Raw genomic sequence first — 21889 nt, 5'->3', positions numbered from 1 at the left:
TTACCCTCTCTAGTTCTTCACGGGGAGAGGGTAAGGGTGAGGGGCGGCGCCGGCTTAGGCTGCTGAAGGCGCTTTCGGTGCCGCCAAAACCTCTTCCACGATCCCACGCGCGATCTCACGCTCGCCCATGATGACCGTATCGGCTCGAGGCCCTTGAGATGCTCGACCTCGGCATCGGAGTGGGCGCGGGCGATGACGTTGATCTTCGGGTTGGCGGCGCGGGCGCGCAGCACGATCTGTCCCGCCTCGAAGGCGTTGGGGATGGCGAGGATCAGCCGGCTCGCGCCCTCCGGATTGGCTGCGGCGAATACCTCGCTGCTCGCGGCATTGCCTGACACGGTTTCGATGCCGCCGTCCCTGAGCTTCGCCAGCGTCTTGTCGGCATCCTCGATGACGAGGAAGGGTAGGGCGGCCTCCTTCAAGGACGCGCCGACGAGGCTGCCGACGCGGCCATAGCCGACCAGGATGGAATGGCCCGTAAGCGCTGTCCTGGGCGGCGGGCCGTCCTCTTTCACCGGTGCCGCAACCGAAGCCAACTGGCTTGGCTCCGTCGCGGGGCCGATCGGCTTTGCCTCGTCGAGCGACGCCGCCTTGCCGGCGCGCCTCTCCAGCCATGGTTTCATCCAGTCGACGGCAAGGAACATCAGCGGGTTGAGGACGATCGACAGGATAGCACCGGCGAGGATGAGGTCGCGTCCTTGTTCGGGCAGCAGCTTCAGCCCGACGCCGAGCTCGGCCAGAATGAAGGAGAATTCGCCGATCTGGGCCAGGCTTGCCGAAATCATCAACGCGGTCGCGATCGGATAACGGAAGGCGACGACGATGCCGAAGGCCGCCAGCGATTTGCCGATGACGATGATGGCCAGCGTCGCCAAGATCGGCCAGCCATTGCTGACCAGGCTGAACGGGTCGAACAGCATGCCGACCGAAACGAAGAACAGCACGGAAAAGGCGTCGCGGAGCGGCAGCGATTCCTCGGCCGCCCGATGGCTGAGTTCGGATTCGCTCATGATCATGCCGGCAAAGAATGCGCCCAGCGCCAGCGAGACGCCGAATAGCTTGGCCGCGCCGAAAGCGACCCCGAGCGCGATGGCCAGCACCGCCAGCCGGAACAATTCACGCGACCCGGTATGGGCGACGTAGTGCAGGATCCAGGGGATGACCCGGCGGCCGACCACCAGCATAACGACGACAAAGGCCGCGACCTTGGCCAACGTCATGCCGACGATACCCCAGACGCCGAAGCTCGCCGGCAGCGACAGCAGACTGCTATGGCTCTCCACTTGCTGCTGGCCACCCAGCACGCCGGCCAACGCCGGCAAAAGCACCAGCGCCAGCACCATGGCCAGATCCTCGACAATCAGCCAGCCGACGGCGATGCGGCCGCGCTCGGTCTCGATCAGCCGCCGCTCCTGCAAGGCACGCAGCAGCACAACGGTCGAGGCGACGGAAAGCGCCAGCCCGAACACCAGCCCCGCGCCCATCGACCAGCCGAGCATCCAGGCAAGGCCGGCGCCGAGCGCCGTCGCGAAGCCGATCTGCACGATGGCGCCGGGCACGGCGATGGCGCGGACCGACAACAAGTCCTTCAGCGAGAAATGCAGGCCGACACCGAACATCAACAGGATCACGCCGATTTCGGCCAGTTCATTGGCGAGGCCGGTATCGGCGACGAAGCCCGGCGTGTTCGGCCCGACCAGGACGCCGGCGACGAGGTAACCGACCAGCGGCGGGATGCGGAAGCGATTGGCAATTGCGCCGAAGACGAAAGCCAGCCCCAAACCGGCGACGATGGTGGCGATAAGCGGCGTGTCTGCGGCATTGTCTATGGAGCGCCTTTCAAAATTACGATGTCGGATATGCACCGCCCGAAGCAGCCGCCTTGCAATATGGCGGCCCGGATGGCCGCGAGGCAACCCGCAAATGCCATGGATCGACGACAAGGGTGGCAGAAGGCGGGTCGCCTCGGGCTGGCAATGGTTGCTGCTAAAAAGAGATGGCCTGCGCGCCTGATGCCCGATCAGGCGGCCTGCAGCAGGTTTTCGATGTCGACGATGGTGTGGTTGGTCAGCGTCTTGGGAATTTCCGCTGTGATTTTCTCGGCAACTTCCTTGTGCAGTTTTCGACGCATGTCACCCAGTACCTGCGGCGGTGCGATCAGCACCATCTCCTTGAAGGCGCCGCGATGCGCGAGCTTGTATAGGCGCTCGGCAACTTCGTCGGCGAAACGCTCCTTGCCGAGGCGATGCCAGTCAGTGTCCTCGACTGCGCTGCGGTGGACGGATGGGCCGTCGCTGTAGCGGCCAGGGCGGTCCGAACCTTGCTCTCGCGTCGCCGGATTTTCCTGTTCCATCTCCTGCACGACCTGAAGGTCGGGATATTGGGTGTCGCCGCGGTTCTCAAGGAACAGTGCCTTCTCGCCGTCGGCGACCACGACCCACAGTCCGCGTTTCAGCTTGAGGTTGTTCACCGGAGCGCTCCTTTTTCTGTTTTTCATGGTTTTCCAGGCCCGTCTCTGGAGCCATTGCCGCAGCTGGACAGCCAGGCTCGGATTCGCAGAGGAGCAAACGCGCGCCGAGGCAGGAATGTTCCGGTGACGACAAGCACGGCGAGCAAGCCAACCAGCGCGGATGACGGTGCTCAGAGCATGTCGGCTTTAATCTACTAGATTGGTAGAATTAGAAAAAAGTGTTTTGTAATATATCTCGCTTGTCGCTAGAACGGCCGCAGATCAAGGCTCGCAACAGCGGCTTGGATCCGCTCCACTCGTGGGTGTGGAATTTTTTTCTCCTGCCTCTGGGGCTTGCGGAAAAGCGATTGCTTCACACGAAGCGATGCGCGAGTGCGTTCCTTCTGCTTTTTCGCGCCCGCGCGTAAAACCGACAGCGTATTCAGGATTCCGCTCGCTATGCCGCAGGCCCCCGCCAAGCTCAACGCCTTTCCCGTCTTTATGCGGGTCGCTGGCGAAGCCGTGGCCATCGTCGGCGGCGGCGAGGAGGCTCTGGCCAAGGCGCGGCTGATCGGCCAGTCAAGCGCCGTCTTGTGCATCATAGCCGATGCCCCCGAGCATGATTTGCTGGCCTTCATCGCCGCGAATGGCGCCGTCCACATCGCTGCCGCCTATGAGGCTGCGCATCTCGAAGGCGCGGTGATGGTGTTTGCTGCCAGCGGCAACGAGGCGCTTGACCGCCGCGTTGCCGAGGATGCGCGCCGGCTGGGCATTCCGGTCAATGCCGTCGACCGGCCGGAGCTGTGCGATTTCTTCACCCCGGCGCTGGTCAACCGCGCGCCGGTCGCCATTGCCATCGGCACGGAAGGGGCCGGACCGGTGCTTGCCCAGATGCTGCGCAGCCGCATCGACCGCATGCTGTCGCCGTCGCTCGGGCCGCTTGCTTCGCTTGCTGCCTCGTTGCGCGGCACTGTTGAGAGATTGCTGCCGAAAGGCAATGCCCGCCGCCGCTTCTGGAGCGAGTTTTTCGGCGGCGCGCCGGCCCGCGCCATGGAGGCTGGCCAGCTTTCGCAGGCGCACGGTGCCGCCGTCGACCTGTTGCTTTCGAACGCGCTGGCATCGGGTCACATTGCCCTGGTTGGCGCGGGTCCCGGCGCCGAAGACCTGCTGACGCTGCGCGCCCACCGGCTGCTGATGGAAGCCGATCTCATCGTCCATGATGCGCTGGTGCCGGAGGCGATCGTCGCCATGGGCCGTCGCGACGCCGAGCGTCTGCCGGTAGGCAAACGCAAGGGCTGCCACACCAAGAGCCAGGCCGAGATCAATGCGCTGCTGATCGAACTCGGCCGCGACGGCAAGCGCGTCGTGCGGCTGAAATCCGGCGATCCGCTGGTGTTCGGCCGGGCGGGTGAGGAAATGGCAGCGCTGCGCGATGCCGGCATCGCCTATGAGGTGGTTCCGGGCGTCACCGCGGCCTTCGCCGCCGCCGCCGATTTCGAGCTGCCGCTGACGCTGCGCGGCGTGTCGTCGTCGATGGTGTTCACCACCGGCCACGACCTCAAGGGAAATTCGCTGCCCGACTGGGCCAAGCTCGCCATTTCCGGCGCCACCGTCGCCGTCTATATGGGCCGCTCGGTCGCGGCCGAGGTTGCCGGCCGGCTGATCGAGGCCGGCCTGTCGCCGGATACGGCGGTCGCCGTGGTCGAGAATGCCAGCCTTGCCAACCGGCGCCGTTTCCACGGCACGCTCGCCGACCTGCCGTCGCTGGAGATTCGCGCCGACCTTACCGGTCCGGTCATGACCATCATCGGCGATGCGGTCGCCGGCGCCAATTTTGAACGTTCCGAGCCGCTGGCGGCACACAGGCATGAAGGCGCGGCCCAAACAGCCGCCGAAGGAGCTGAACGATGAAAGTCCTGACTGCAAACCGCCTCGCCGACGGCGAAGCCGTCTGGTACGCCAATGGTGGCTGGGCCGAGACCATCGACAATGCCGATGTCGCCTATGACAAGGCGGCTGAAGACCGGCTGGAGGCGATCGGCGCCACGGCTTCTGCCAACAATGAAGTGGTCGACGTCAATCTGATCGATGTAACCGTCGCCAATGGTGTGGTCGAGCCGGTCCGGCTGCGCGAAAAGATCCGCGCCGCCGGCCCGACCAACCGCAACGACCTGGGCAAGCAGGCCCGCCCGGTAGCCGCCCGGGCGGCGTAAACGACCACATTGAAGACAACGGGCGGAGGCGCCCGGAAAGACCAGACATGTACCGTTACGATGAGTTCGATCACGATTTCGTCCAGGCCCGCGTCGCCGAGTTCAGCGATCAGATCGCGCGGCGGCTTGCCGGCGAGATCACCGAGGATCAATTCCGACCGCTGCGGCTGATGAACGGCGTCTACCTGCAGTTGCACGCCTACATGCTGCGCATCGCGGTGCCTTACGGCACGCTGAACAGCAAGCAGCTGCGCATGCTCGGCCACATCGCCCGCAAATACGACAAGGGCTACGGCCACTTCACGACGCGCCAGAACATCCAGTTCAACTGGCCGGCGCTGTCGGACATTCCGGCGATCCTGACCGATCTGGCGAGCGTCGAGATGCACGCCATCCAGACCAGCGGCAACTGCATCCGCAACGTCACCGCCGACCACTTTGCCGGTGCCGCCGCCGACGAGGTGGCCGATCCGCGTCCTTATGCGGAAATCCTGCGCCAATGGTCGTCGGTGCATCCGGAATTCTCGTTCCTGCCGAGAAAATTCAAGATCGCGGTGACCGGTGCCGAGCGCGACCGCGCCGCCATCCAGACGCATGACATCGGCCTGCATTTGAAGAAGAACGCTGCCGGCGAACTCGGTTTCGCCGTCTATGTCGGCGGCGGCCAGGGCCGTACGCCGATGATCGCCAAGAAGATCCGCGACTTCCTGCCCGAGGCCGACCTTCTGTCCTATTGCACGGCGATCCTGCGCGTTTACAACCTCTACGGCCGCCGCGACAACAAATACAAGGCGCGCATCAAGATCCTCGTCCACGAGACCGGCGTCGAGGAGATCACCCGCCAGGTCGAGGCCGAATGGCAGGAGCTGAAGGATGCGGATCTAAAACTGCCGGAAGCCGACATCCGCGCCATCGATGCCTATTTCGCACCACCGGCGCTGGTCGAAAGGCCGGAAGGCGACGAGGCCGTCAAGCTCGCCCGCCTCGATTCGAAGGGCTTTTCGGAATGGCTCGACCAGAACGTGGTGACCCACCGTCACCCCGATTATGCCGCCGTGACCATCTCGCTCAAGGGCATTGGCGAAGCGCCGGGCGATGCCTCCGACAGCCAGATGGAAGCGGTCGCCGACCTTGCCGAAAAATATGCTTTCGACGAGCTGCGCGTCAGCCATGAGCAGAACCTGATCCTGCCGCATGTCGCGCGGGCCGACCTCAAGGCGGTCTATGACGCGCTGGTCGACATCGGACTGGCGACCGCCAATTCCAACCTGATATCAGACATCATCTCGTGCCCGGGCCTCGACTATTGCGCGCTGGCCACGGCGCGCTCGATTCCGGTGGCGCAGGAAATCTCGCGTCGTTTCGCTTCGCTCGAGCGTCAGCGCGAGATCGGCGAATTGAAGCTGAAGATTTCCGGCTGCATCAATGCCTGCGGCCATCACCATGTCGGCCATATCGGCATCCTCGGCGTCGAGAAGAAGGGCGCCGAACTCTACCAGGTCACGCTCGGCGGCTCGGCCGACGAGAACACCTCGGTCGGCGAGATCATCGGCCGCGGCTTCAGCTCGGCAGAAATCACCGACGCCATCGAGCAGATCGTCGAGACCTATCTCGGCCTCCGGCTCGACAGAAACGAAAAATTCATCGACGCCTACCGCCGTGTCGGTCCCGCGCCGTTCAAGGAGGCGCTCTATGCTGGCGAAGCCAAGGCCGCTTGATCGTATCGTCGACGTCGAGGCCGGCATCGCCGCCGAAGCGGCGGGGCTCGATGCGCTCTATGGTCATCTGAAGCCGCTGGAGATCATCGAGCGGTCGGCCCGGGAATTCTTTCACGGTGAAATCGCCGCAGTTTCGTCGTTCGGGGCGGATTCTGCAGTGCTTCTGCACATGATCGCCAAGATCGACCGGACGCTGCCGGTCATCTTCCTCGACACCGGCAAGCACTTCGAGGAGACGCTCGGCTATCGCGACGCGCTGGTTGCCGATTTCGGGCTGACCGATATCAGGGTGATCACGCCCGAAGAAGCGGCGCTCGAACGGATCGATCCGGCCGGTAATCTGAACGAAACCGACACCGATGCCTGCTGCGAGGTCCGCAAGGTCGAGCCGCTGGCGCGCGGCGTCGAGCCGTTCCGCGCCTGGTTCACCGGCCGCAAGCGTTTTCAGGCGACGACGCGGGCATCCCTGCCGGTGTTCGAGGCGGTCGGCTCGCGCATTCGCATCAACCCGCTGGCGCATTGGACGACGTCAGACCAGGCCAACTATATGCGCGCGCATGCGCTGCGTGAGAATCCGCTGGTCGCCTATGGCTATCTCTCGATAGGCTGCTTCCCGTGCACGCAGCCGGTGCAGCCGGGCGAGGATGCACGCAGCGGCCGCTGGGTGGGGCACGCCAAGACAGAGTGCGGCATCCATTTGTCGGGGCTGGAGAAGTCGCTGACCGACGCATCGCTTTAGGGTATGTCGATTTCAGGTGAGGCTGGCCTGCGAATGGCGGCACGTACCCAACGTACGCTCCGCTCCGGTTCTCGGAAGCCACCATTCTCGGCTCGGCCTGACCTGAATCTCAACACACCCTCGAGCGTTTTGAACTTTAGAATTTTGTGGACTTGGGAATTTCTCGATGAGTGAATCGATAGCGGAAAACGCCACCCGCCTCTGGACCCCGACAGGTTTTAGCGAGGACGAGTGGAGCCATGCCGAGAGCGCCGACGCACTGTCCGGCAATGGCCGCTTCATCCTGCCGCTGCAGGCGTTTCTCGACCTCGATCCGGCGGTGCGCCGGTCGGCGAAGGAGCGCCTCGGCGTACTGCTTCAGCCCGGCGATCAGCTCGAAAAGATCGCGGACCTGCTCGACCAGATATCGCTGGTGGCGCTGGCCTTCCCGGCTTTCAGTGACGGCCGCTCCTTCTCCAAGGGCGAACTGCTGCGCAGCCGCTACCGTTTCGAGGGCGCGGTCCGCGCCACCGGACAGGTTCTGGTCGACCAGCTTCCGCATATGCTGCGCCTCGGCTTCGACGAGTTCGAAGTATCAAATCCAGTGTTGCTGAAACGGCTCGAGGAAGGCCGCACCGGCGGTCTGCCGCTCTCCTACCAGCCGACCGTGAAGCCGGAGGCCAAGGGCCCCAAATATTCCTGGCGGCGGGTGCGCGCCGGCTGATCTTCCCGACGGAGCAGGGCGCATCTGGTCGGACCACTTTGCCGATTCAATCTTTTATTTTCGGCATCCGCACCTTAAGATAAGGCCTATTATTTCGCGATCCGAAATAAATTCGCCACCAAGGGAGGAACCGGGAATGGCTGGTAAGAAGATATTGATGCTCGTTGGCGAGTTCAGCGAGGAATACGAGATTTTCGTCTTTGAACAGGCCATGCATGCGGTCGGCCACACGGTCCATGTCGTGTGTCCCGACAAGAAGGCGGGCGATATCCTGAAGACGTCGCTGCACGACTTCGAGGGTCATCAGACCTATACGGAAAAGCTTGGTCACGACTATATCCTCAACAAGACGTTTTCCGAGGTCAATCCGGCTGAATACGATGCCGTCTATGCGGCGGGCGGGCGCGGGCCGGAGTATATCCGCATCGACAAGCGCGTGCAGGCGCTGGTGCGGCATTTCCACGAGACCGGCAAGCCGATCTTCACCATCTGCCACGGCGCCCAGATCCTGATGGCGGTCGATGGCGTGCTACGTGGCAGGGAGGTCGCGGCGCTGCAGTATTGCGAGCCGGAAGTCACGCTCGCCGGCGGCACCTATATCGATGTCGCGCCGACCGGCGCCCATGTCGACGGCAACCTGGTTTCGGCCAAAGGCTGGCCGGGCCTGGCCGCCTTCATGCGCGAATGCCTGAAAGTGCTCGGCACCGAGATTCGCCACGGCGAGATCCTGATGCGCGACGAACGCCAGGCGGCTTGAGCTAGATCTTATAAAAGCCGCCGCACCTGTGGTGCGGCGGCTTTACAGCGCCGCGCATTCCTTCTTGGGATGCGCTTTACTTTACGCAGTCATCCGCGCTTCGCGAAACGACACCAGCTTGCTGCGGCTCTCATCCCACAGCGCCAGCTTGACGCAGCGCAGGCTGTCGAGAAGCGTGACGCGGCCAATTTCGCGCAGTTCCGGATAGTCCCTCAGGACCTCCTGCAGACGATAGCACGGCACCTTGGCGGAGAGGTGGTGCACGTGATGGACGCCGATATTGCCGGTGAACCAGTTCAGTACCGGCGGCAGGTCGTAATAGGACGAGCCGTGCAGGGCCGCATGCTGGAACTCCCATGCGGAGTCCTTTGCCCACTCTGTCTCTTCGAACTGGTGCTGGACATAGAACAGCCAGATGCCGGCGGACCCGGCGAGAACGACGATAGGCAAATGGACGACCAGGAACGCTTCGAGGCCGACGAACCAGACGAGGGCGGCGGCGGCGACCGCGATGGCCGCGTTGGTGGCCATCGACGACACCCAGGGCGTGAGGCCGCCTCGCATCATGCCGACCGGCAGTCTCTGCTCAAAAATGAAAAGCCAAATGGGGCCGAGGCCGAACATGACGAGCGGATGGCGATAGAGACGATAGGCAAGGCGGCCCCGCCAGGACATCTGCCGATATTCCGCGACAGTCAGCGTCTTGATGTCGCCCGTGCCGCGCTCATCGAGATTGCCGGCGCTGGCATGATGGGTTGCGTGGGCACGTCGCCAGCAATCGTAAGGCGTCAAAGTCAGGATGCCCAGGCCGCGGCCGATCCAGTCGTCGGCGGTGCGGTTGGCGAAGAAGGAACCGTGGCCGCAATCGTGCTGGATCATGAAGATCCGCACCAGAAAGCCGGCGGCCGGAAGGATGAGGATCAGACCCCACCAATGGCCATAGGCATAGGCAGCCGAGGACAGTGCCCACAGCGTGGCAAAGGGGATGAGAGTGATGGCAAGTTCGACGGCGCTGCGCCGCCTGTCAGGTTTCTTGTAGCGCGCCAGGATCTTCAACCAGGCACGCTTGCTGTTCGCTACAGCTTCGGGGGAAATCATGTTCATCAGGAAGCATAGACGGACCATTTCGTCGCCGCAAGCCAAGCATCACGCAAAGTTACTGCGGGTAATTGTCGCGCGACGCGCAAGCTGCGGCAAAAGGCATGCCAATGGCGCGCAGCGACAGGCGTGTGTGTTGTCTATCGCCGGTTGCCACCGGCGGCTACGCTGCTTTCGATGCCGTCCAGGCGGTCAAGCAATTCCCTGAAACGATCGGGAATGTCGTTCTCCGTCCGGAACGCCGGCAACGCGCGCAGAAAGTGCATCGTTGCCTCCGTGCCGAACTGGCGCCTGATGCCGGCCGCCAGCCTTTCACGTCTTTCGTCATCGTTGGGGGCGCCATTCTTACGGTCGCCGTCGTTGCGGGTCGCCATCTCAAAATCCTGTGTCGGTTTCGAAACTCTTCCAGCAGACGAATGGTTCCCCCATCGCAGCATCTTGGCAAGCAAAGCCGGTGGTTACAGTAAAATTTGAATTAATATCGAAAGGTCTCCATGATGCGTCGTCAAAAGCGCGAGCGGCCTGTCCAGTATCGCTTGCCCCTTGATTTTTGGCCGCCAAACCTCGATATCGGGCACAAAATCCACATCATTTGAAATGACGGGAAACGGCGATGAGCGACCAGGCAAAAGACGAACGCGCGCCCGATGAAGCCGAGACGGCCGGGGCTGCCACCGAACACACGCAAGGCAGCGCCGACGGCGACTATGAAGCGCTTGTGCGGCTGCTGAAGGAAAACGACGAGTTGAAGGACCGCGCGCTTCGCGTCGCAGCCGAGATGGAGAATCTGCGCCGCCGTACCGCCCGTGACGTGCACGATGCACGCGCCTATGCGGTTGCCAATTTCGCCCGTGACATGCTGTCGGTATCGGACAATCTGCGCCGCGCACTGGATGCGATCCCGGCTGAGTCCAAGGCGTCGGGTGATGCCGGTTTGAAGTCACTGATCGAGGGCGTCGAGCTCACCGAGCGCGCCATGCTATCGGCGCTCGAGCGGCACGGAGTGAAGAAGCTCGAGCCGGAAGGCGAGAAATTCGACCCGAATTTCCACCAGGCGATGTTCGAGGTGCCCAATCCGGAGGTGCCGGCCAACACGGTGGTCCAGGTCGTGCAGCCCGGCTATTCGATCGGCGAGCGGGTGCTGCGGCCGGCCATGGTCGGCGTTGCCAAGGGCGGTCCCAAGCATGTGGCTGGCGAAGCCCCGGTCGAGCCAGGGCCGGTGAATGAGCAAGCTGAGAAGGATGCGTAAGTTAGGGGAGTAGGGGGGTAGGGCAGTATGGGAGTAGGGAATAACGCTACTTAGATAAAGTAGAGCAATTGCCTACTCCGGCCGTTGCCTTCTCTCCCCCTACTCCCCTACTGCCTTATTCCCCTACTGCCCTACTCAGGCCGCGAAACGCTGGGCTTCCCCGCCATAATAATTGACGTAGCGGGCGCCGATCTCCTTGACCGGCATCACCACGAACACGTCGACGGTCGAGAATTCGCGGTCGATGACGCAGCCGTCGCCGATGCGCGCGCCGACGCGCAGATAGCCCTTGACCAGCGGCGGCATCGCCGCGATCGCGGCCTTGGCGTTGACCGCCTCGATCGGCATCAAATCCATGGAGCAGTAGCGCCCGGCGACCGCGCGCACGTCCCAGGCCGATTTCGTCCGGCAGTGATGGGCGAGATAGGTCAGCGCTTCGGCGTGCGCCGCCGGCACGGTGCCGGGGAACGAGGCGCAACCGGTCATCACGCCGATCCCATAATGGTTGATATAGGCCCAAATACCTTGCCAGAGCGCCTCGATGGTGCGCTTCGAGCGGTATTCCGGCAAGACGCAGGAGCGGCCGAGCTCGAGGAAACGCTGGCCGGGATGGCGGGCGATAAGATTGGTCAGCTCAAACTCGCCCTCGGAATAGAAGCCGCCGGCCGCTGCCGCGATTTCCTGCCGCAACAGGCGGTAGGTGCCGACAATGCGGCGATGCTCGGGACCGGACAGCGAGGTGTCAAAGACGAGCAGATGATCACAGAGCGGATCAAAATGGTCGGCGTCGCGGCGGTCCTGTACCTGAAACAGGGTTTTCCTGGCGCCGAGCTCGTCATAGAACACCCGGTAGCGCACTTCCTGCGCGGCGGCGATCTCGGCCTCGTTGCGTGCGAGCCGCACTTCGAGGTTGCCGATACGGCCAAGCGCTTCGCCTTTTATGACAGCATCGACGTTGCGCCTGGTGAGCAAAGCACCCCTGGCGTTCGGCCGAGCGTCACATTCCGGCATAACTGTATGCACGAGTGATTCTCCTTCGAGCCATCCCTCTTGGCACGGGGATACGGCGTAGGTGCAACAGGATTGTGACAGTACCGTGATGCGGCCCCGCCGGCAATACTTCGTCGGCTGGGCAACCCTTCAACCGGCTATGTTCTGCAGGTAAGCCAGGCAAGGACAGCCGGCGGATCAAGCGGCCACGTGACCCTCGACCGCATGGACAAGCGCGTCGGGGTCGAGCGGCTTGGTGACGAAGCCGCTGGCGCCATGGGCGAGCACTGCGTGGCGGGTCGTTTCCTGACTGTCCGCCGATAGCACCATGATCGGAACCGGCGACACGGCGGTTTCCTCCTCGTGCCGGCGGATGGCGGCGATCGCGTCCAGCCCGTCCATGACAGGCATGTGCAGGTCCATCAGCACCACGTCGAAGCGGTACTTGTGGTCGGTGCCGGTGATGGCCTCGACGGCGGCCTTGCCGTTGCCGACCAGTTTCACGCGATGCCCGGCCTTCAGCAGCGTGGCACGGGCAAGCATGGCGTTGATGTCGTTATCCTCGGCGATCAGCACGGACAGGCCCCGCCGCCGGCTGCCAATGGCGCGGGCGGTTGGTGCGCCGCGCTTTTCCGGCTGCGGCTGGGTGAGGGCAGGCACGCTGCTGGTCAAAAGCACGCGAAGCAACGTTTCGCCACGCACCGGCCTTGCCAGAAAGGTGGCGTAGCCGCTGGCGCGGAAGTCGCCCAGCATGCCGCGGTCGGTCGGCGCGATCAGTGTGATCGCCTCGCAATCGGCAAAGCCGCTCTGGCGAAGGCGCTTGAGCAACCTGCCGTCGCCTTCCTCCATGGCCGCATCGACCAAAAGCGCGTCGCAGCCTTCGGCGAAGGACGCTGCCTGGGCGGCGGTGGTGGCCAGATCGACCTTGCCGCCATTGGCGCGGATGGTGCGGGCGATGGCGTCGGCCTCGATGGCGTTCTTCGACAGAATCACGGCGCGCCCCGACAGCGCATCCCGACGGCTCTGCGGCGGCTCGGTGGCCGATATTGCAAGGATTTCGAAGACGAATTCCGAACCCTGGCCGAGCTGGCTCGACACCGAGATCGTGCCGCCCATGGCGATCACCAGGCGCCTGGAGATGGCAAGACCGAGCCCGGCGCCGCCATGCGCGCGAGTCGACGTGCCGTCAGCCTGTTCGAATTCCTCGAAGATGCGCTCCAAGTCGTCCTCGTGCAGGCCGGGACCGGTGTCGGTGACGGTGAAGCATATGCGGTCGGTGGTTTCGGTGCGGGCACGAGCGATGCTCACCAACACGCCGCCGCTGTCGGTGAACTTGATGGCGTTGCCGATGAGGTTGAGCAGCACCTGCCTGACTCTTCCAGGATCGGCTGATATCATCTGCGGCACGTCGGGTTCGACATGGCAGCCAAGGCCGATGTTCTTGGCGAAGGCACGCGCCGCCAGGAGTTCTACGATGTTGTCGGCGATCTCGCGCACCGACATTGGCTGCGGTTCGGGATCGAAGCGGCCGGCCTCGATCTTGGAATAGTCGAGCAGGTCCTCGATCAGCGCCAGCAGCGCGCTGGCCGAGGTCGAGATGGCGCCGACATAGGTCCGTTGTTGCGGCGAGAGCCCGGTGTCCGCTAGCAGCTTGGCCATGCCCATGATGCCGTTCATCGGCGTGCGGATCTCGTGGCTGACGGTGGCGAGGAAGCGCGATTTGGCCTGGCTTGCATATTCGGCTCGCTCGCGGGCGGTGATCAGCGACGTTTCGGCGTGCTTGCGGGCGGTAATGTCGCGGGCGATGGCGCGATGAGAGACAGCACCGCTCTCCTTGTCGCGCACGGACAGTTCGATCCATGAGAACCAGCGCGGGCCGCTCGGTGTTCTAATGGCGACGTCGGTGGAGCTCAGGCATTCATGATCGGAAAAAGCGGCATCGGGAACGATGCCGACGTCGATGCCGAGGTCGGCCAAGGCCTTGCCGGCAAGGTCGCGCTGGTCGGCTCCGACAAGCTCGGCGAAAACCTTGTTGGCATAGACGATGTGGCCGTCACGGTCGCGATGGACGACGAGATCGCCAAGCGCGTCGATCAACCCGCGAAAGCGTTCCTCGCTCTCCTGCATCTCCCACACGCGGTCGGCCAGGCTCTCAACCTCGGCGCGGCTGCGCGCTGCGGTCTCGCCAAGCAGCGCAACCGTGCGGCGCGCCGTGCGCCTGGCACGCATATGCACGGCAAGGCCTGCCATGCCAGTCGACAAAAGCCCGACGGTGATGAAGATCGGCGCGCCGGTCAGATGCGACAGGCCCGCCAGCACGACGATGGCGACGAGCATCAGGAACGGCAGGCCTTCGCGATTGGCGGCGGGCAATTCAGGCGCCAGTGGCGGCGCCGCGATATGCTGCCGGCTTGGCGCCTCCGGGCCGATCCCGTCGACGTTTTCGGCGCTCTCTGTTTCTCTGATGCCGGATTCCGTGACCATGCGGAAACCCTTGCCAGACAGAGATTATGGAAAATTGCCGCGGATCGTTCGAATTTTAGCGGTCGCGCGGTTTTTGCCTCTCCGCTCCTGAAGCGCGTCGCGTTTGGCCGGCCTCATGCGAGGCGCTTCACCGCTGCACACCCTGGGTCATGCTTTTGCTCGACATGCATTAAAAACCGGAGAAGGAAGAGCTCACATGTCCACCACCACGCGACCGCGGACCTTGCCCTCGACGATATCGTGCGCGGCGTCGATGATGCCATCGAAGCCAATGGTCGTGGACAGGTTGGCGAGCTTCTGGAGGTCGAGGTCCGTGCCGATGCGGCGCCACGCCTCCATGCGGACCGTTTTTGGCGCCATCACCGAATCGATGCCGAGCAGACAAACGCCGCGCAGGATGAACGGGGCGACGCTCGTCGGCAGATCCATGCCGCCGGCCAGGCCGCAGGCGGCGACGGCGCCGCCATAGGAGGTCATCGAAAGGACGTTGGCCAGGGTGTGACTGCCGACCGCGTCGACGCCGCCGGCCCAGCGTTCCTTGGCGAGTGGCTTTGCCGGCTGGGCAAGCTCGTCGCGCGAAATCACCTCCGAAGCACCCAGGTCGGTCAGGTAGGAACTTTCAGCGCTGCGGCCGGTCGAGGCGACGACGTGATAGCCGAGGCTGGACAGAATCGAAACCGCGACCGAGCCGACGCCGCCGGCCGCGCCCGTCACCACGACGGGGCCGCGTTCCGGCACGATGCCGTGCCGTTCCAGCGCAATAACGCAAAGCATGGCGGTGTAACCTGCCGTGCCGACCGCCATCGCATCATGCGGGCTCATGCCCTGGGGCAGCGGCACCAGCCAGTCGCCCTTGACACGGGCGCGCTCGGCATAGGCGCCAAAATGCGTCTCGCCGACGCCCCAGCCGTTCAATATGACCTTGTCCCCCGTGCGCCAGTCGGCATGGGAGGACGAGATGACGGTGCCGGCGAAATCAATGCCCGGCACCAGCGGCCAGCGGCGGATCACCGGCGCCTTGCCGGAGATGGCGAGGCCGTCCTTGTAGTTCACCGTCGTCGCCTCGACGGCGACGGTGACATCGCCTTCCATCAGGTCGGCTTCGGTAAGGTCGGTGATCGCGACCGATTGCTTCTTCTCGGCGTCGCGCGAAACGAGGATGGCTTTGAAGGTTTCGGGCATGTCTTCTCCTCGGGCTTCTTGAATGGACACTGTATGGCGGCAGAAGGCCAGGTCAATCGCTTGAGGGCTTGGCTTCGCGCCGCCAACCGATGAGTTCGTCGAAGACGACCGACGCCGCACCGACCGCGATGAAGGCGTCGGCGAGGTTGAAGATGGCGAAGGACCATACCGGGGTGTGGAACAGGATATAGTCGATCACGTGACCATAGGTGGCGCGGTCGAACAGATTGCCGAGCGCGCCACCGACGATCAGCGCAAAGCCGATGCGGGTAAGCACGTGGCTGGGCGGAGTGCGGGCCGCGAGATAGAGCACGAAAGCGACGACGAAAGCGGCGATGACCACCAGGCCGGTGTCACCGAAGGACGAAAACATCGAGAAGGCGATGCCGGTGTTGTAGGTGCGATACAATGCCAGGAACGGGACAAGATCGACCTTTTCCTGAAAAGGGAGGCCGGTCTCGACCAGATATTTCACCCACTGGTCGAGCGTCACCGCGGCGGCGACCAGCACGACGTAGGGCAACCAGGATTTTGCCGTTGGGGATTTCACCATTCGGGATGTCACGGTCAGGCGCCCTCCGGGGCAAGTTTCAGCGCGCCGCGCCGGATCTCGAACAGCATGATGCCGGTGGCCACCGCGAGATTGAGCGAATCGGCCCGACCGGACTGTGGAATCCGCAGCAATCTGTCGCAGCTTTCGGCCAGGCTTTCGGGCAGGCCCTGCTGTTCGTTGCCCATCATCAGCAGCACCGGGCCTTTGGAAAAGTCGACCGAACGGTAATCGACCGCACCCTTCAGATGTGTGCCGGCAACAAGGCCACGAAAGCTTTTTCGCCACGCAAGGAAGGCTTCCGGCGTCGCCTTGGCGACCGGCACGGCGAAGATCGAGCCCATCGTGGCGCGCACGGTCTCGACGGAAAAAGGATCGGTGGTCTCGCCGACCAGGATGATGCCCTTGGCGCCAACGGCATCGACGGTGCGGATGACGGTACCGAGATTGCCGGGATCGCGCACGCGGTCCAGCGCCACCCAGACATCGCCGTCTTGAGCGCGGATGTCCTTCAGCGGCAGGAACTTTTGCGAAAAGACGCCGACCACCATTTGCGGGTTGTCGCGGCGGGTGATGGCGACGAGCACTTTTTCCGAAACTTCGAGCACGGTGCCGCCGGCGGCAACCGTGCGTGCCGCGACCTTTTCGACCGCCGCGTTGCCGCGTCCGGCTTTGGCGAAGACCAGCGTCCGGATCGACCAGCCGAGGTCGAGCGCGTCGATGACCAACTTCAGCCCCTCGGCCATGAATGCGTTCTGCTGGTCGCGGTATTTCTTCAGCGAGAGCGCCTTGATGTCCTTGATCAACGGATTGGCAAGGCTGGTGACTTCCTTCACCTGCCCTGGCGCGCCGGGGTGCCGCTCGCTCATTCAGGCCACCCAGCGCGAGAACAGCGAGGTGGACAGCGCCCGGCCGGCGGATTTCTCGCGGATAATCAGTTCGCCGGATTCGACCGTGCCGCCCATGCCGGCAAAAGTGTCGCGCATCAAGGCATGGATGGCGAAGAAGGAAGCGCGGATCGAATAGGCGGTCAGCACGACAGCGAGCGGCTTCGGCGTCAGGATCGAGCGGCAGAGGTCGGTCAGATCAGGCAGGTCCTCGAACAATTGCCAGACCTCGCCCCTGGGGCCACGGCCATAGGCGGGCGGATCGAACAGGACGATGTCGTAACGGCTGCCACGGCGCTCCTCGCGCTCGGCGAATTTTAGGGCGTCGTCGACGATCCAACGGATCGGCTTTTGCGACAGGCCCGCCATCTCCTGGTTCTCCCTGGCCCAGCCGATCGCCTTCTTGGAAGCATCGACATGGGTGACCTCGGCGCCGGCGCGCGCCGCCACCAGCGAGGCAAGGCCGGTATAGCCGAACAGATTCAGCACTTTGACCGGCCGCTTCGCCGCCGCGATCAGCCCGGCCATGTGATCCCAGTGCGAGGCCTGCTCGGGGAACACGCCGACATGGCGAAACGAGGTGAAGCGGCCGAGATAATCGATGCCGTCATGCTTCATTGGCCAGGTTTCGCCGAGCGGCGTCTTGGGGAAGCGCCAACGGCCGATGCCTTCCTCGTCGGTGTCGCCGGTGAAAATGGCGTCGGCGCGGTCCCAGTCCTTGGCCGGCAACGCTTTTTGCCAGATCGCCTGGCCTTCAGGCCGAACGATGCGATAGGGGCCGTACTGCTCGAGCTTCTGTCCGGCACCGCTGTCGAGCAACGCGTAGTCGGCGTTGGGCGCGACTTCGAGGATCAGCGGCAGGTGTTCGGCGGGCAGGGCGCCGTCGCGGCGGGAAAGGACGCGCGGCGCGGCTATCGGCTCGGTGCGGTTGCCCGATGCACCGGTTCCGCGCGGTTCCGCCCCGCCCTTTGCGGGCTGATGCGAGCGGCTGTCGCGGCGTTTGTCGCGAAAAGGTTTCAAGAAGAGCATCTCCGGGGCGACGTGGCCCGCTTCTGCCACAGCACATTCACCGGCGCAATAAACGCAGTCGCTGGACATTCCCGAAACGGTCAGCCGCGCTTGATGAAAAGCAGGGCGACAACCAGCGATACGAAACCGACGGCCTTGAAGCCGGCGACGATCAGATGGCCGGTTTCCCAGCGCAGCCGGATCGCTTCGAAATTCTCCGGAATCGGCCCAGGCACCCAGGTGGCCAGAATATCGTTCGCCGGCTTGACGAGAGCAAACCACATCGCAAGAGACACCGCATAGATCACGGCAGCGGCCAACGCATACCAGAACGCTGGACGGTCATTGCGCAGCATCCAAGCGAGCAGTCCCGGACAGCCGATCGCGGCCACGTCGAGTGGCGCGCCAATGACGGCAAACAGCTGGAACTGGGCGTTGAAGACAGTGGCCTCGCGCCAGAGCGAAGGCGACCACTTCGTCAGCCGAGGAGCCGATTCCAGGACATGGGCGAAGGACGGTCCAAGGCTGAGCGCCGCGACAACGGCGGCCAAGATGGACCAGAACAACAGGAACCCGCGTATCTCCATAACGCCCGAACAACGGGGTGACGCCGGAGACGTTCCCCGTCGGAAGGGGGTAGGGGGGTAGGGGGTAAGGGAGTAAGGGAGTAGGGCAGTAGGGGAGTAGGGGAGTAGGGCAGTAGGGCAGTAGGGCAGTAGGGCATAAAGCAGTAAGTGAATAGGGAAAGATGGCTTGCACGAAGCCGATCCAATGGTACAACTCCCCCCTACTCCCCTACTCCCCTACTCCCCTACTCCCCTAACTTCCCCATCGCCTTGTACACCGCAATGCCGGCAGCGAGGTCTTCGAGGGCTGCGCCGACCGATTTGAACAGCGTGATCTCACCGGGGCTCTGGCGGCCCTTCTTCTGGTCGCGTGCCAATTCATGCAGGTCGGCGACGATGGCTTGCGCCTCCAGCACGCCCGAGGCCAGTGGCTGGACAATGTCGCCCGCTTCCTTGGTGGCGCCGGCCCGGGTGTCGACGTAGACGCGGGCGCGCGCAATCGCATCGTCGTCGCTTTCGCGCATGGCCGGCGTGAAGCCGCCGACCAGATCGACATGGGTCCCCGGCTTCAACAGCGCGCCCCTGATCAGCGGCGTGGTCGTGATCGTCGCCGACGAAACGATGTCGGCCTGGCCGAGTTCGGCGTCGAGATCGCTCGCGGCGGTAGCCGCAAAGCCCTCGGCGCGCAATTCCGCCGCAACCTTTTCGGCATTGGCCGGCGTGCGGTTCCAGATGCGGATGACGGTGATCGGCCGCACCGCGCAATGCGCCCTGGCGAGGAACGGCGACAGCGCGCCGGCGCCGACCACCAGCAGCCGCGAAGCGTCCTCGCGGGCCAGATAGGAGGCTGCCAGCGCCGAGGCGCAGGCCGTGCGCCACTGCGTCAGCCGCTGGCCGTCGATCATGGCTTCAGGCTCGCCGGTCGCACCGTCGAGCAGGAGGTAAAGCCCCATCACCGCGGGTTTGCCCACGGCGTTGTTGTCGGGCGACACGGTGACGATCTTGACGCCGATATGGCCGCCTGCCGACGAGCCGGCCGCATTGAAGTCGGTCCAGGCCGGCATCAGGAGCAGGGTCGAGGCCGCGCCGTCGGGCCGTTCGACCGTATGGTGGTGCCTGACCGGCTGTACCGCGCCATCGCGAAAAGCCGCGCGCAGCGTTTCGACCAGGCCGGGAAAGGTCAGCGCCTGATCGACCTCGGCCGCCGAAATGCTCAGCATAGGAAACTCCGTCGAGAGAAATTCGCCTGACGCATGACCGCGAAATCAGAAGCGATTTTCCGCAAAGATCATGCGCAATCAAAAATGGTACAGCGTCTTTTGCGCGTCCAAAAAGGGCGCGCGGCGGTTCCGGCTCAGCCCGTCGGCTTCGGCAAGGAGGGGCCTTGTTGCGCGGCCGGTGCCCGGCTGACCGCCTGGCGCAAGTTCTCGGCCTCGACGCCGCGCTGACGCGCCAGCTTGCGATAGCGGCCCTGCTTGATCCAGGTCGCCAGGCTGCCGACGATCATGCCGATGGCGAGGGCCAGGAACAGGAAGATGAAAAGCGGCAGCGTCATCGTCAGCGCCGGATTGCCGGGGTTGAATGGGTCCAGGGTGAAGGCAACCGGATCGCGGTTGGCGACCGCCAACGCAATCAGAATGACGGCCAGCGGCACGAAGACCACGATGAGCATGAAACGATTGAACATAGAATTTCCTGTCGAAGGCGGGCTCTACCAAAGGCCGGGCCTACTGAAAAGGCTGGCATGGCGCATGAGCCCGCGCGGCGCTTATTTGCCGCTGTTCAGCCTTTCACGCAATTCCTTGCCGGTCTTGAAGAACGGCACCCATTTCTCCTCGACCTCGACGGATTCCCCGGTACGCGGATTGCGGCCGGTGCGGGCGGGGCGGTTTTTCACCGAGAAAGCGCCGAAACCGCGCAGTTCGACCCGGTTGCCTTCGGCAAGCGCGTCGGTGATCTCGTCGAAAATCGCGCCGACAATGTTTTCGACGTCACGCAGGAAAAGGTGCGGGTTGCGTGTGGCGATGATCTGCACAAGTTCGGATTTGATCATGAGAAGGCTCCCCGTGAAAACACTGCGGTCAAATTATGAGGATGATTTTATTTGCTTTTTCACTCGTCTCAAGGGTGCCAGACGGAAACCAGACCGTCAAGAAACAAGCGATCGGCACCAAGTTCGTGAATGATGTCGCCGCCATAGTCGGGCAGGCCGAGCGCACTGCCGATGGTTCGCGCCATCGCCTTCGAGAACAGGAAGCCACCGCTTTCCGCGTCCTTCCACTCCACCACCTTGAGCTTGGCGTCGATGCCCTTGGTTGCGAGCCAGTCGATCGCTTCGGTCTCGCCGCCGACCGCGTCGACCAATTTGTTGGCAACGGCCTGCCGGCCGGTGAAGATCGATCCGTCGGCCAGCGCCAGCGCCTCCGGTTTGGTCATCTTGCGGCGTTCGGCGACGATGCCGACGAACCAGTCGTAGCTGTCGAGGATGAGCTTGCGGACCATGGTGCGCTCGTCGTCATTGGTCGGCTTGAAAGGCGATGGCGAAGCTTTCAACGGCGAGGATTTCACTTCCTCGAGCTTGACGCCGAGTTTGTTCATAAGGCCGCTGACGTCCGGATACTGGATCAGCACGCCTATCGAGCCGACAATCGACGATTTGCGCGCGACGATATGATCGGTCGCGGTGGCGATCATATAGCCCGCCGATGCGGCCAGCGTGCCGACCTGGGCCACCACCGGCTTCTCGGCGGCCAGCTTGCGCACTGCCTCGTAGATCGATTCGCCGCCGACGGTGGTGCCGCCCGGTGAATCGATCGACAGGATTACGGCTTTCACCCTCGAGGATTGACGGATGGCGTCCAGTTGCTTGATCAGGTCTTCGTCTTCGGTGATGGTGCCCTCGATCTTGACCTTGGCGATATGGTCGATCGCCGCGCCAGTGAAGTCATCGCCGTAAATCCAGGTCGAAAAGGCAATCAGCCCGGCTGCTGCGACAACAAGCGCTGCAACGCGCCAGAATGTCAGCTTGCGGCGCAAGCGGCGGCGGTCGATCAGGTCGTCGGCTCTCAGTACCATGGTCAGCCTCATAGTCGGTGGGAGCAGATGCTTTTAAAGCAACCGCCCGCGCCCGGCTACCGATTCCTGACGAGCTTGCGCCAAAGACAAGGTCTCGACGTTGGCGAGACGGCGTTTCGAGAGAACGTAAAAGACCAATCCACAGCCCCTAACGCTGTCCGCCCGTATCTGGTATGACGTGCAAGTTGTGCCGGTTTCATTTTCGTTTGTGCAACAGCAAC

21 protein-coding genes and 1 pseudogene are annotated in these 21889 nt (G+C 63.6%); 7 read left to right on the top strand and 15 right to left on the bottom strand.

All coding sequences use genetic code 11. The features are described 5' to 3' along the window. Positions 1–54: 54 nt before the first annotated feature. Together ybaL and M727_RS0113225 are read right to left on the bottom strand one after the other, a co-directional pair. Positions 55–1829: pseudogene (ybaL, locus tag M727_RS36370) on the bottom strand (YbaL family putative K(+) efflux transporter). A 191-nt stretch (positions 1830–2020) separates the two neighbouring features. After that, positions 2021–2470, bottom strand: a complete 450-nt coding sequence (locus M727_RS0113225; protein WP_027153079.1) for a host attachment family protein — start codon at positions 2468–2470, stop codon at positions 2021–2023. A 438-nt stretch (positions 2471–2908) separates the two neighbouring features. Between M727_RS0113225 and cysG the strand changes: the two genes are divergently transcribed. The 6 genes from cysG (at position 2909) to M727_RS0113195 (ending at position 8579) form a co-directional block, all read left to right on the top strand. Beyond that, positions 2909–4360, top strand: a complete 1452-nt coding sequence (gene cysG, locus M727_RS0113220) for a siroheme synthase CysG (RefSeq protein ID WP_027153078.1) — start codon at positions 2909–2911, stop codon at positions 4358–4360. Next, positions 4357–4662 carry a DUF2849 domain-containing protein gene (locus tag M727_RS0113215; protein ID WP_023797424.1) on the top strand — a complete coding sequence of 102 codons (306 nt, stop codon included), beginning with the start codon at positions 4357–4359 and terminating at the stop codon, positions 4660–4662. Before cysG ends, M727_RS0113215 begins: the two co-directional genes overlap by 4 nt. A 47-nt stretch (positions 4663–4709) precedes the next feature. After that, a complete protein-coding gene (locus M727_RS0113210; protein WP_027153077.1) occupies positions 4710–6380 on the top strand; it encodes a nitrite/sulfite reductase in 1671 nt (556 codons plus the stop codon). Beyond that, on the top strand, positions 6355–7119 hold the full coding sequence (locus M727_RS0113205; protein WP_027153076.1) for a phosphoadenylyl-sulfate reductase: 765 nt from the start codon (positions 6355–6357) through the stop codon (positions 7117–7119). The genes M727_RS0113210 and M727_RS0113205 overlap by 26 nt, the downstream gene beginning before the upstream one ends. A gap of 166 nt (positions 7120–7285) precedes the next feature. Next, the gene (locus M727_RS0113200; RefSeq protein WP_027153075.1) at positions 7286–7822 is read left to right on the top strand and encodes a DUF934 domain-containing protein; all 537 of its coding nucleotides are present in this window, start codon (positions 7286–7288) and stop codon (positions 7820–7822) included. Between the two features lie 136 nt (positions 7823–7958). Continuing rightward, on the top strand, positions 7959–8579 hold the full coding sequence (locus M727_RS0113195) for a DJ-1/PfpI family protein (protein ID WP_027153074.1): 621 nt from the start codon (positions 7959–7961) through the stop codon (positions 8577–8579). A gap of 81 nt (positions 8580–8660) precedes the next feature. Here M727_RS0113195 and M727_RS0113190 read toward each other — a convergent pair whose 3' ends face one another. Further along, on the bottom strand, positions 8661–9683 hold the full coding sequence (locus tag M727_RS0113190; protein WP_027153073.1) for a fatty acid desaturase: 1023 nt from the start codon (positions 9681–9683) through the stop codon (positions 8661–8663). Between the two features lie 134 nt (positions 9684–9817). Continuing rightward, positions 9818–10051, bottom strand: coding sequence for a hypothetical protein (locus M727_RS0113185; RefSeq protein WP_023797430.1), 234 nt, complete (start codon positions 10049–10051; stop codon positions 9818–9820). A gap of 239 nt (positions 10052–10290) precedes the next feature. Between M727_RS0113185 and grpE the strand changes: the two genes are divergently transcribed. Beyond that, entirely contained in the window at positions 10291–10926 is a 636-nt protein-coding gene (grpE, locus tag M727_RS0113180) for a nucleotide exchange factor GrpE (RefSeq protein WP_027153072.1), read from the top strand. A gap of 135 nt (positions 10927–11061) precedes the next feature. Here grpE and M727_RS0113175 read toward each other — a convergent pair whose 3' ends face one another. From M727_RS0113175 to sppA, 11 genes are all read right to left on the bottom strand, one after another. Then, positions 11062–11937 carry a GNAT family N-acetyltransferase gene (locus tag M727_RS0113175; protein ID WP_036262210.1) on the bottom strand — a complete coding sequence of 292 codons (876 nt, stop codon included), beginning with the start codon at positions 11935–11937 and terminating at the stop codon, positions 11062–11064. 177 nt (positions 11938–12114) lie between these two features. After that, entirely contained in the window at positions 12115–14400 is a 2286-nt protein-coding gene (locus tag M727_RS0113170; protein WP_027153070.1) for a PAS domain-containing hybrid sensor histidine kinase/response regulator, read from the bottom strand. 192 nt (positions 14401–14592) lie between these two features. Next, complete coding sequence (locus M727_RS0113165; RefSeq protein ID WP_027153069.1) at positions 14593–15582, bottom strand: MDR family oxidoreductase; 990 nt, start codon at positions 15580–15582, stop codon at positions 14593–14595. Between the two features lie 52 nt (positions 15583–15634). Further along, entirely contained in the window at positions 15635–16135 is a 501-nt protein-coding gene (gene lspA / locus M727_RS0113160; RefSeq protein ID WP_036262209.1) for a signal peptidase II, read from the bottom strand. 14 nt (positions 16136–16149) lie between these two features. Next, positions 16150–17001: an RNA methyltransferase gene (locus M727_RS0113155; protein WP_027153067.1), complete on the bottom strand. Its 852-nt coding sequence runs from the start codon at positions 16999–17001 to the stop codon at positions 16150–16152. Further along, complete coding sequence (locus tag M727_RS0113150; RefSeq protein ID WP_027153066.1) at positions 17002–18039, bottom strand: class I SAM-dependent rRNA methyltransferase; 1038 nt, start codon at positions 18037–18039, stop codon at positions 17002–17004. 89 nt (positions 18040–18128) lie between these two features. Beyond that, positions 18129–18614, bottom strand: a complete 486-nt coding sequence (locus M727_RS0113145) for a DUF1772 domain-containing protein (protein WP_027153065.1) — start codon at positions 18612–18614, stop codon at positions 18129–18131. 224 nt (positions 18615–18838) lie between these two features. Continuing rightward, the gene (locus M727_RS0113140; RefSeq protein ID WP_023797439.1) at positions 18839–19813 is read right to left on the bottom strand and encodes an ornithine cyclodeaminase family protein; all 975 of its coding nucleotides are present in this window, start codon (positions 19811–19813) and stop codon (positions 18839–18841) included. Positions 19814–19947: 134 nt separating this feature from the next. After that, positions 19948–20280 carry a LapA family protein gene (locus tag M727_RS0113135; RefSeq protein ID WP_027153064.1) on the bottom strand — a complete coding sequence of 111 codons (333 nt, stop codon included), beginning with the start codon at positions 20278–20280 and terminating at the stop codon, positions 19948–19950. Positions 20281–20361: 81 nt separating this feature from the next. Beyond that, positions 20362–20646: an integration host factor subunit beta gene (locus M727_RS0113130; RefSeq protein WP_023797441.1), complete on the bottom strand. Its 285-nt coding sequence runs from the start codon at positions 20644–20646 to the stop codon at positions 20362–20364. A gap of 68 nt (positions 20647–20714) precedes the next feature. After that, on the bottom strand, positions 20715–21668 hold the full coding sequence (sppA, locus tag M727_RS0113125; RefSeq protein ID WP_023797442.1) for a signal peptide peptidase SppA: 954 nt from the start codon (positions 21666–21668) through the stop codon (positions 20715–20717). Positions 21669–21889: the final 221 nt, after the last annotated feature.

The organism is Mesorhizobium sp. WSM2561 (assembly GCF_000513915.1).
Lineage (GTDB): Bacteria > Pseudomonadota > Alphaproteobacteria > Rhizobiales > Rhizobiaceae > Mesorhizobium > Mesorhizobium muleiense.
Note: the sequence above shows the minus strand (reverse complement) of the source record. Positions and strands in the feature narration are given on the sequence as shown.

Bases quoted from the DNA above. Each gene is read 5' to 3' on its own strand.
- cysG (WP_027153078.1), top strand. From the start codon at position 2,909: ATGCCGCAGGCCCCCGCCAAGCTCAACGCCTTTCCCGTCTTTATGCGG.
- M727_RS0113215 (WP_023797424.1), top strand. From the start codon at position 4,357: ATGAAAGTCCTGACTGCAAACCGCCTCGCCGACGGCGAAGCCGTCTGG.
- M727_RS0113210 (WP_027153077.1), top strand. From the start codon at position 4,710: ATGTACCGTTACGATGAGTTCGATCACGATTTCGTCCAGGCCCGCGTC.
- M727_RS0113205 (WP_027153076.1), top strand. From the start codon at position 6,355: ATGCTGGCGAAGCCAAGGCCGCTTGATCGTATCGTCGACGTCGAGGCC.
- M727_RS0113200 (WP_027153075.1), top strand. From the start codon at position 7,286: ATGAGTGAATCGATAGCGGAAAACGCCACCCGCCTCTGGACCCCGACA.
- M727_RS0113195 (WP_027153074.1), top strand. From the start codon at position 7,959: ATGGCTGGTAAGAAGATATTGATGCTCGTTGGCGAGTTCAGCGAGGAA.
- M727_RS0113190 (WP_027153073.1), bottom strand. From the start codon at position 9,683: ATGAACATGATTTCCCCCGAAGCTGTAGCGAACAGCAAGCGTGCCTGG.
- M727_RS0113185 (WP_023797430.1), bottom strand. From the start codon at position 10,051: ATGGCGACCCGCAACGACGGCGACCGTAAGAATGGCGCCCCCAACGAT.
- grpE (WP_027153072.1), top strand. From the start codon at position 10,291: ATGAGCGACCAGGCAAAAGACGAACGCGCGCCCGATGAAGCCGAGACG.
- M727_RS0113175 (WP_036262210.1), bottom strand. From the start codon at position 11,937: ATGCCGGAATGTGACGCTCGGCCGAACGCCAGGGGTGCTTTGCTCACC.
- M727_RS0113170 (WP_027153070.1), bottom strand. From the start codon at position 14,400: ATGGTCACGGAATCCGGCATCAGAGAAACAGAGAGCGCCGAAAACGTC.
- M727_RS0113165 (WP_027153069.1), bottom strand. From the start codon at position 15,582: ATGCCCGAAACCTTCAAAGCCATCCTCGTTTCGCGCGACGCCGAGAAG.
- lspA (WP_036262209.1), bottom strand. From the start codon at position 16,135: ATGGTGAAATCCCCAACGGCAAAATCCTGGTTGCCCTACGTCGTGCTG.
- M727_RS0113155 (WP_027153067.1), bottom strand. From the start codon at position 17,001: ATGAGCGAGCGGCACCCCGGCGCGCCAGGGCAGGTGAAGGAAGTCACC.
- M727_RS0113145 (WP_027153065.1), bottom strand. From the start codon at position 18,614: ATGGAGATACGCGGGTTCCTGTTGTTCTGGTCCATCTTGGCCGCCGTT.
- M727_RS0113140 (WP_023797439.1), bottom strand. From the start codon at position 19,813: ATGCTGAGCATTTCGGCGGCCGAGGTCGATCAGGCGCTGACCTTTCCC.
- M727_RS0113135 (WP_027153064.1), bottom strand. From the start codon at position 20,280: ATGTTCAATCGTTTCATGCTCATCGTGGTCTTCGTGCCGCTGGCCGTC.
- M727_RS0113130 (WP_023797441.1), bottom strand. From the start codon at position 20,646: ATGATCAAATCCGAACTTGTGCAGATCATCGCCACACGCAACCCGCAC.
- sppA (WP_023797442.1), bottom strand. From the start codon at position 21,668: ATGGTACTGAGAGCCGACGACCTGATCGACCGCCGCCGCTTGCGCCGC.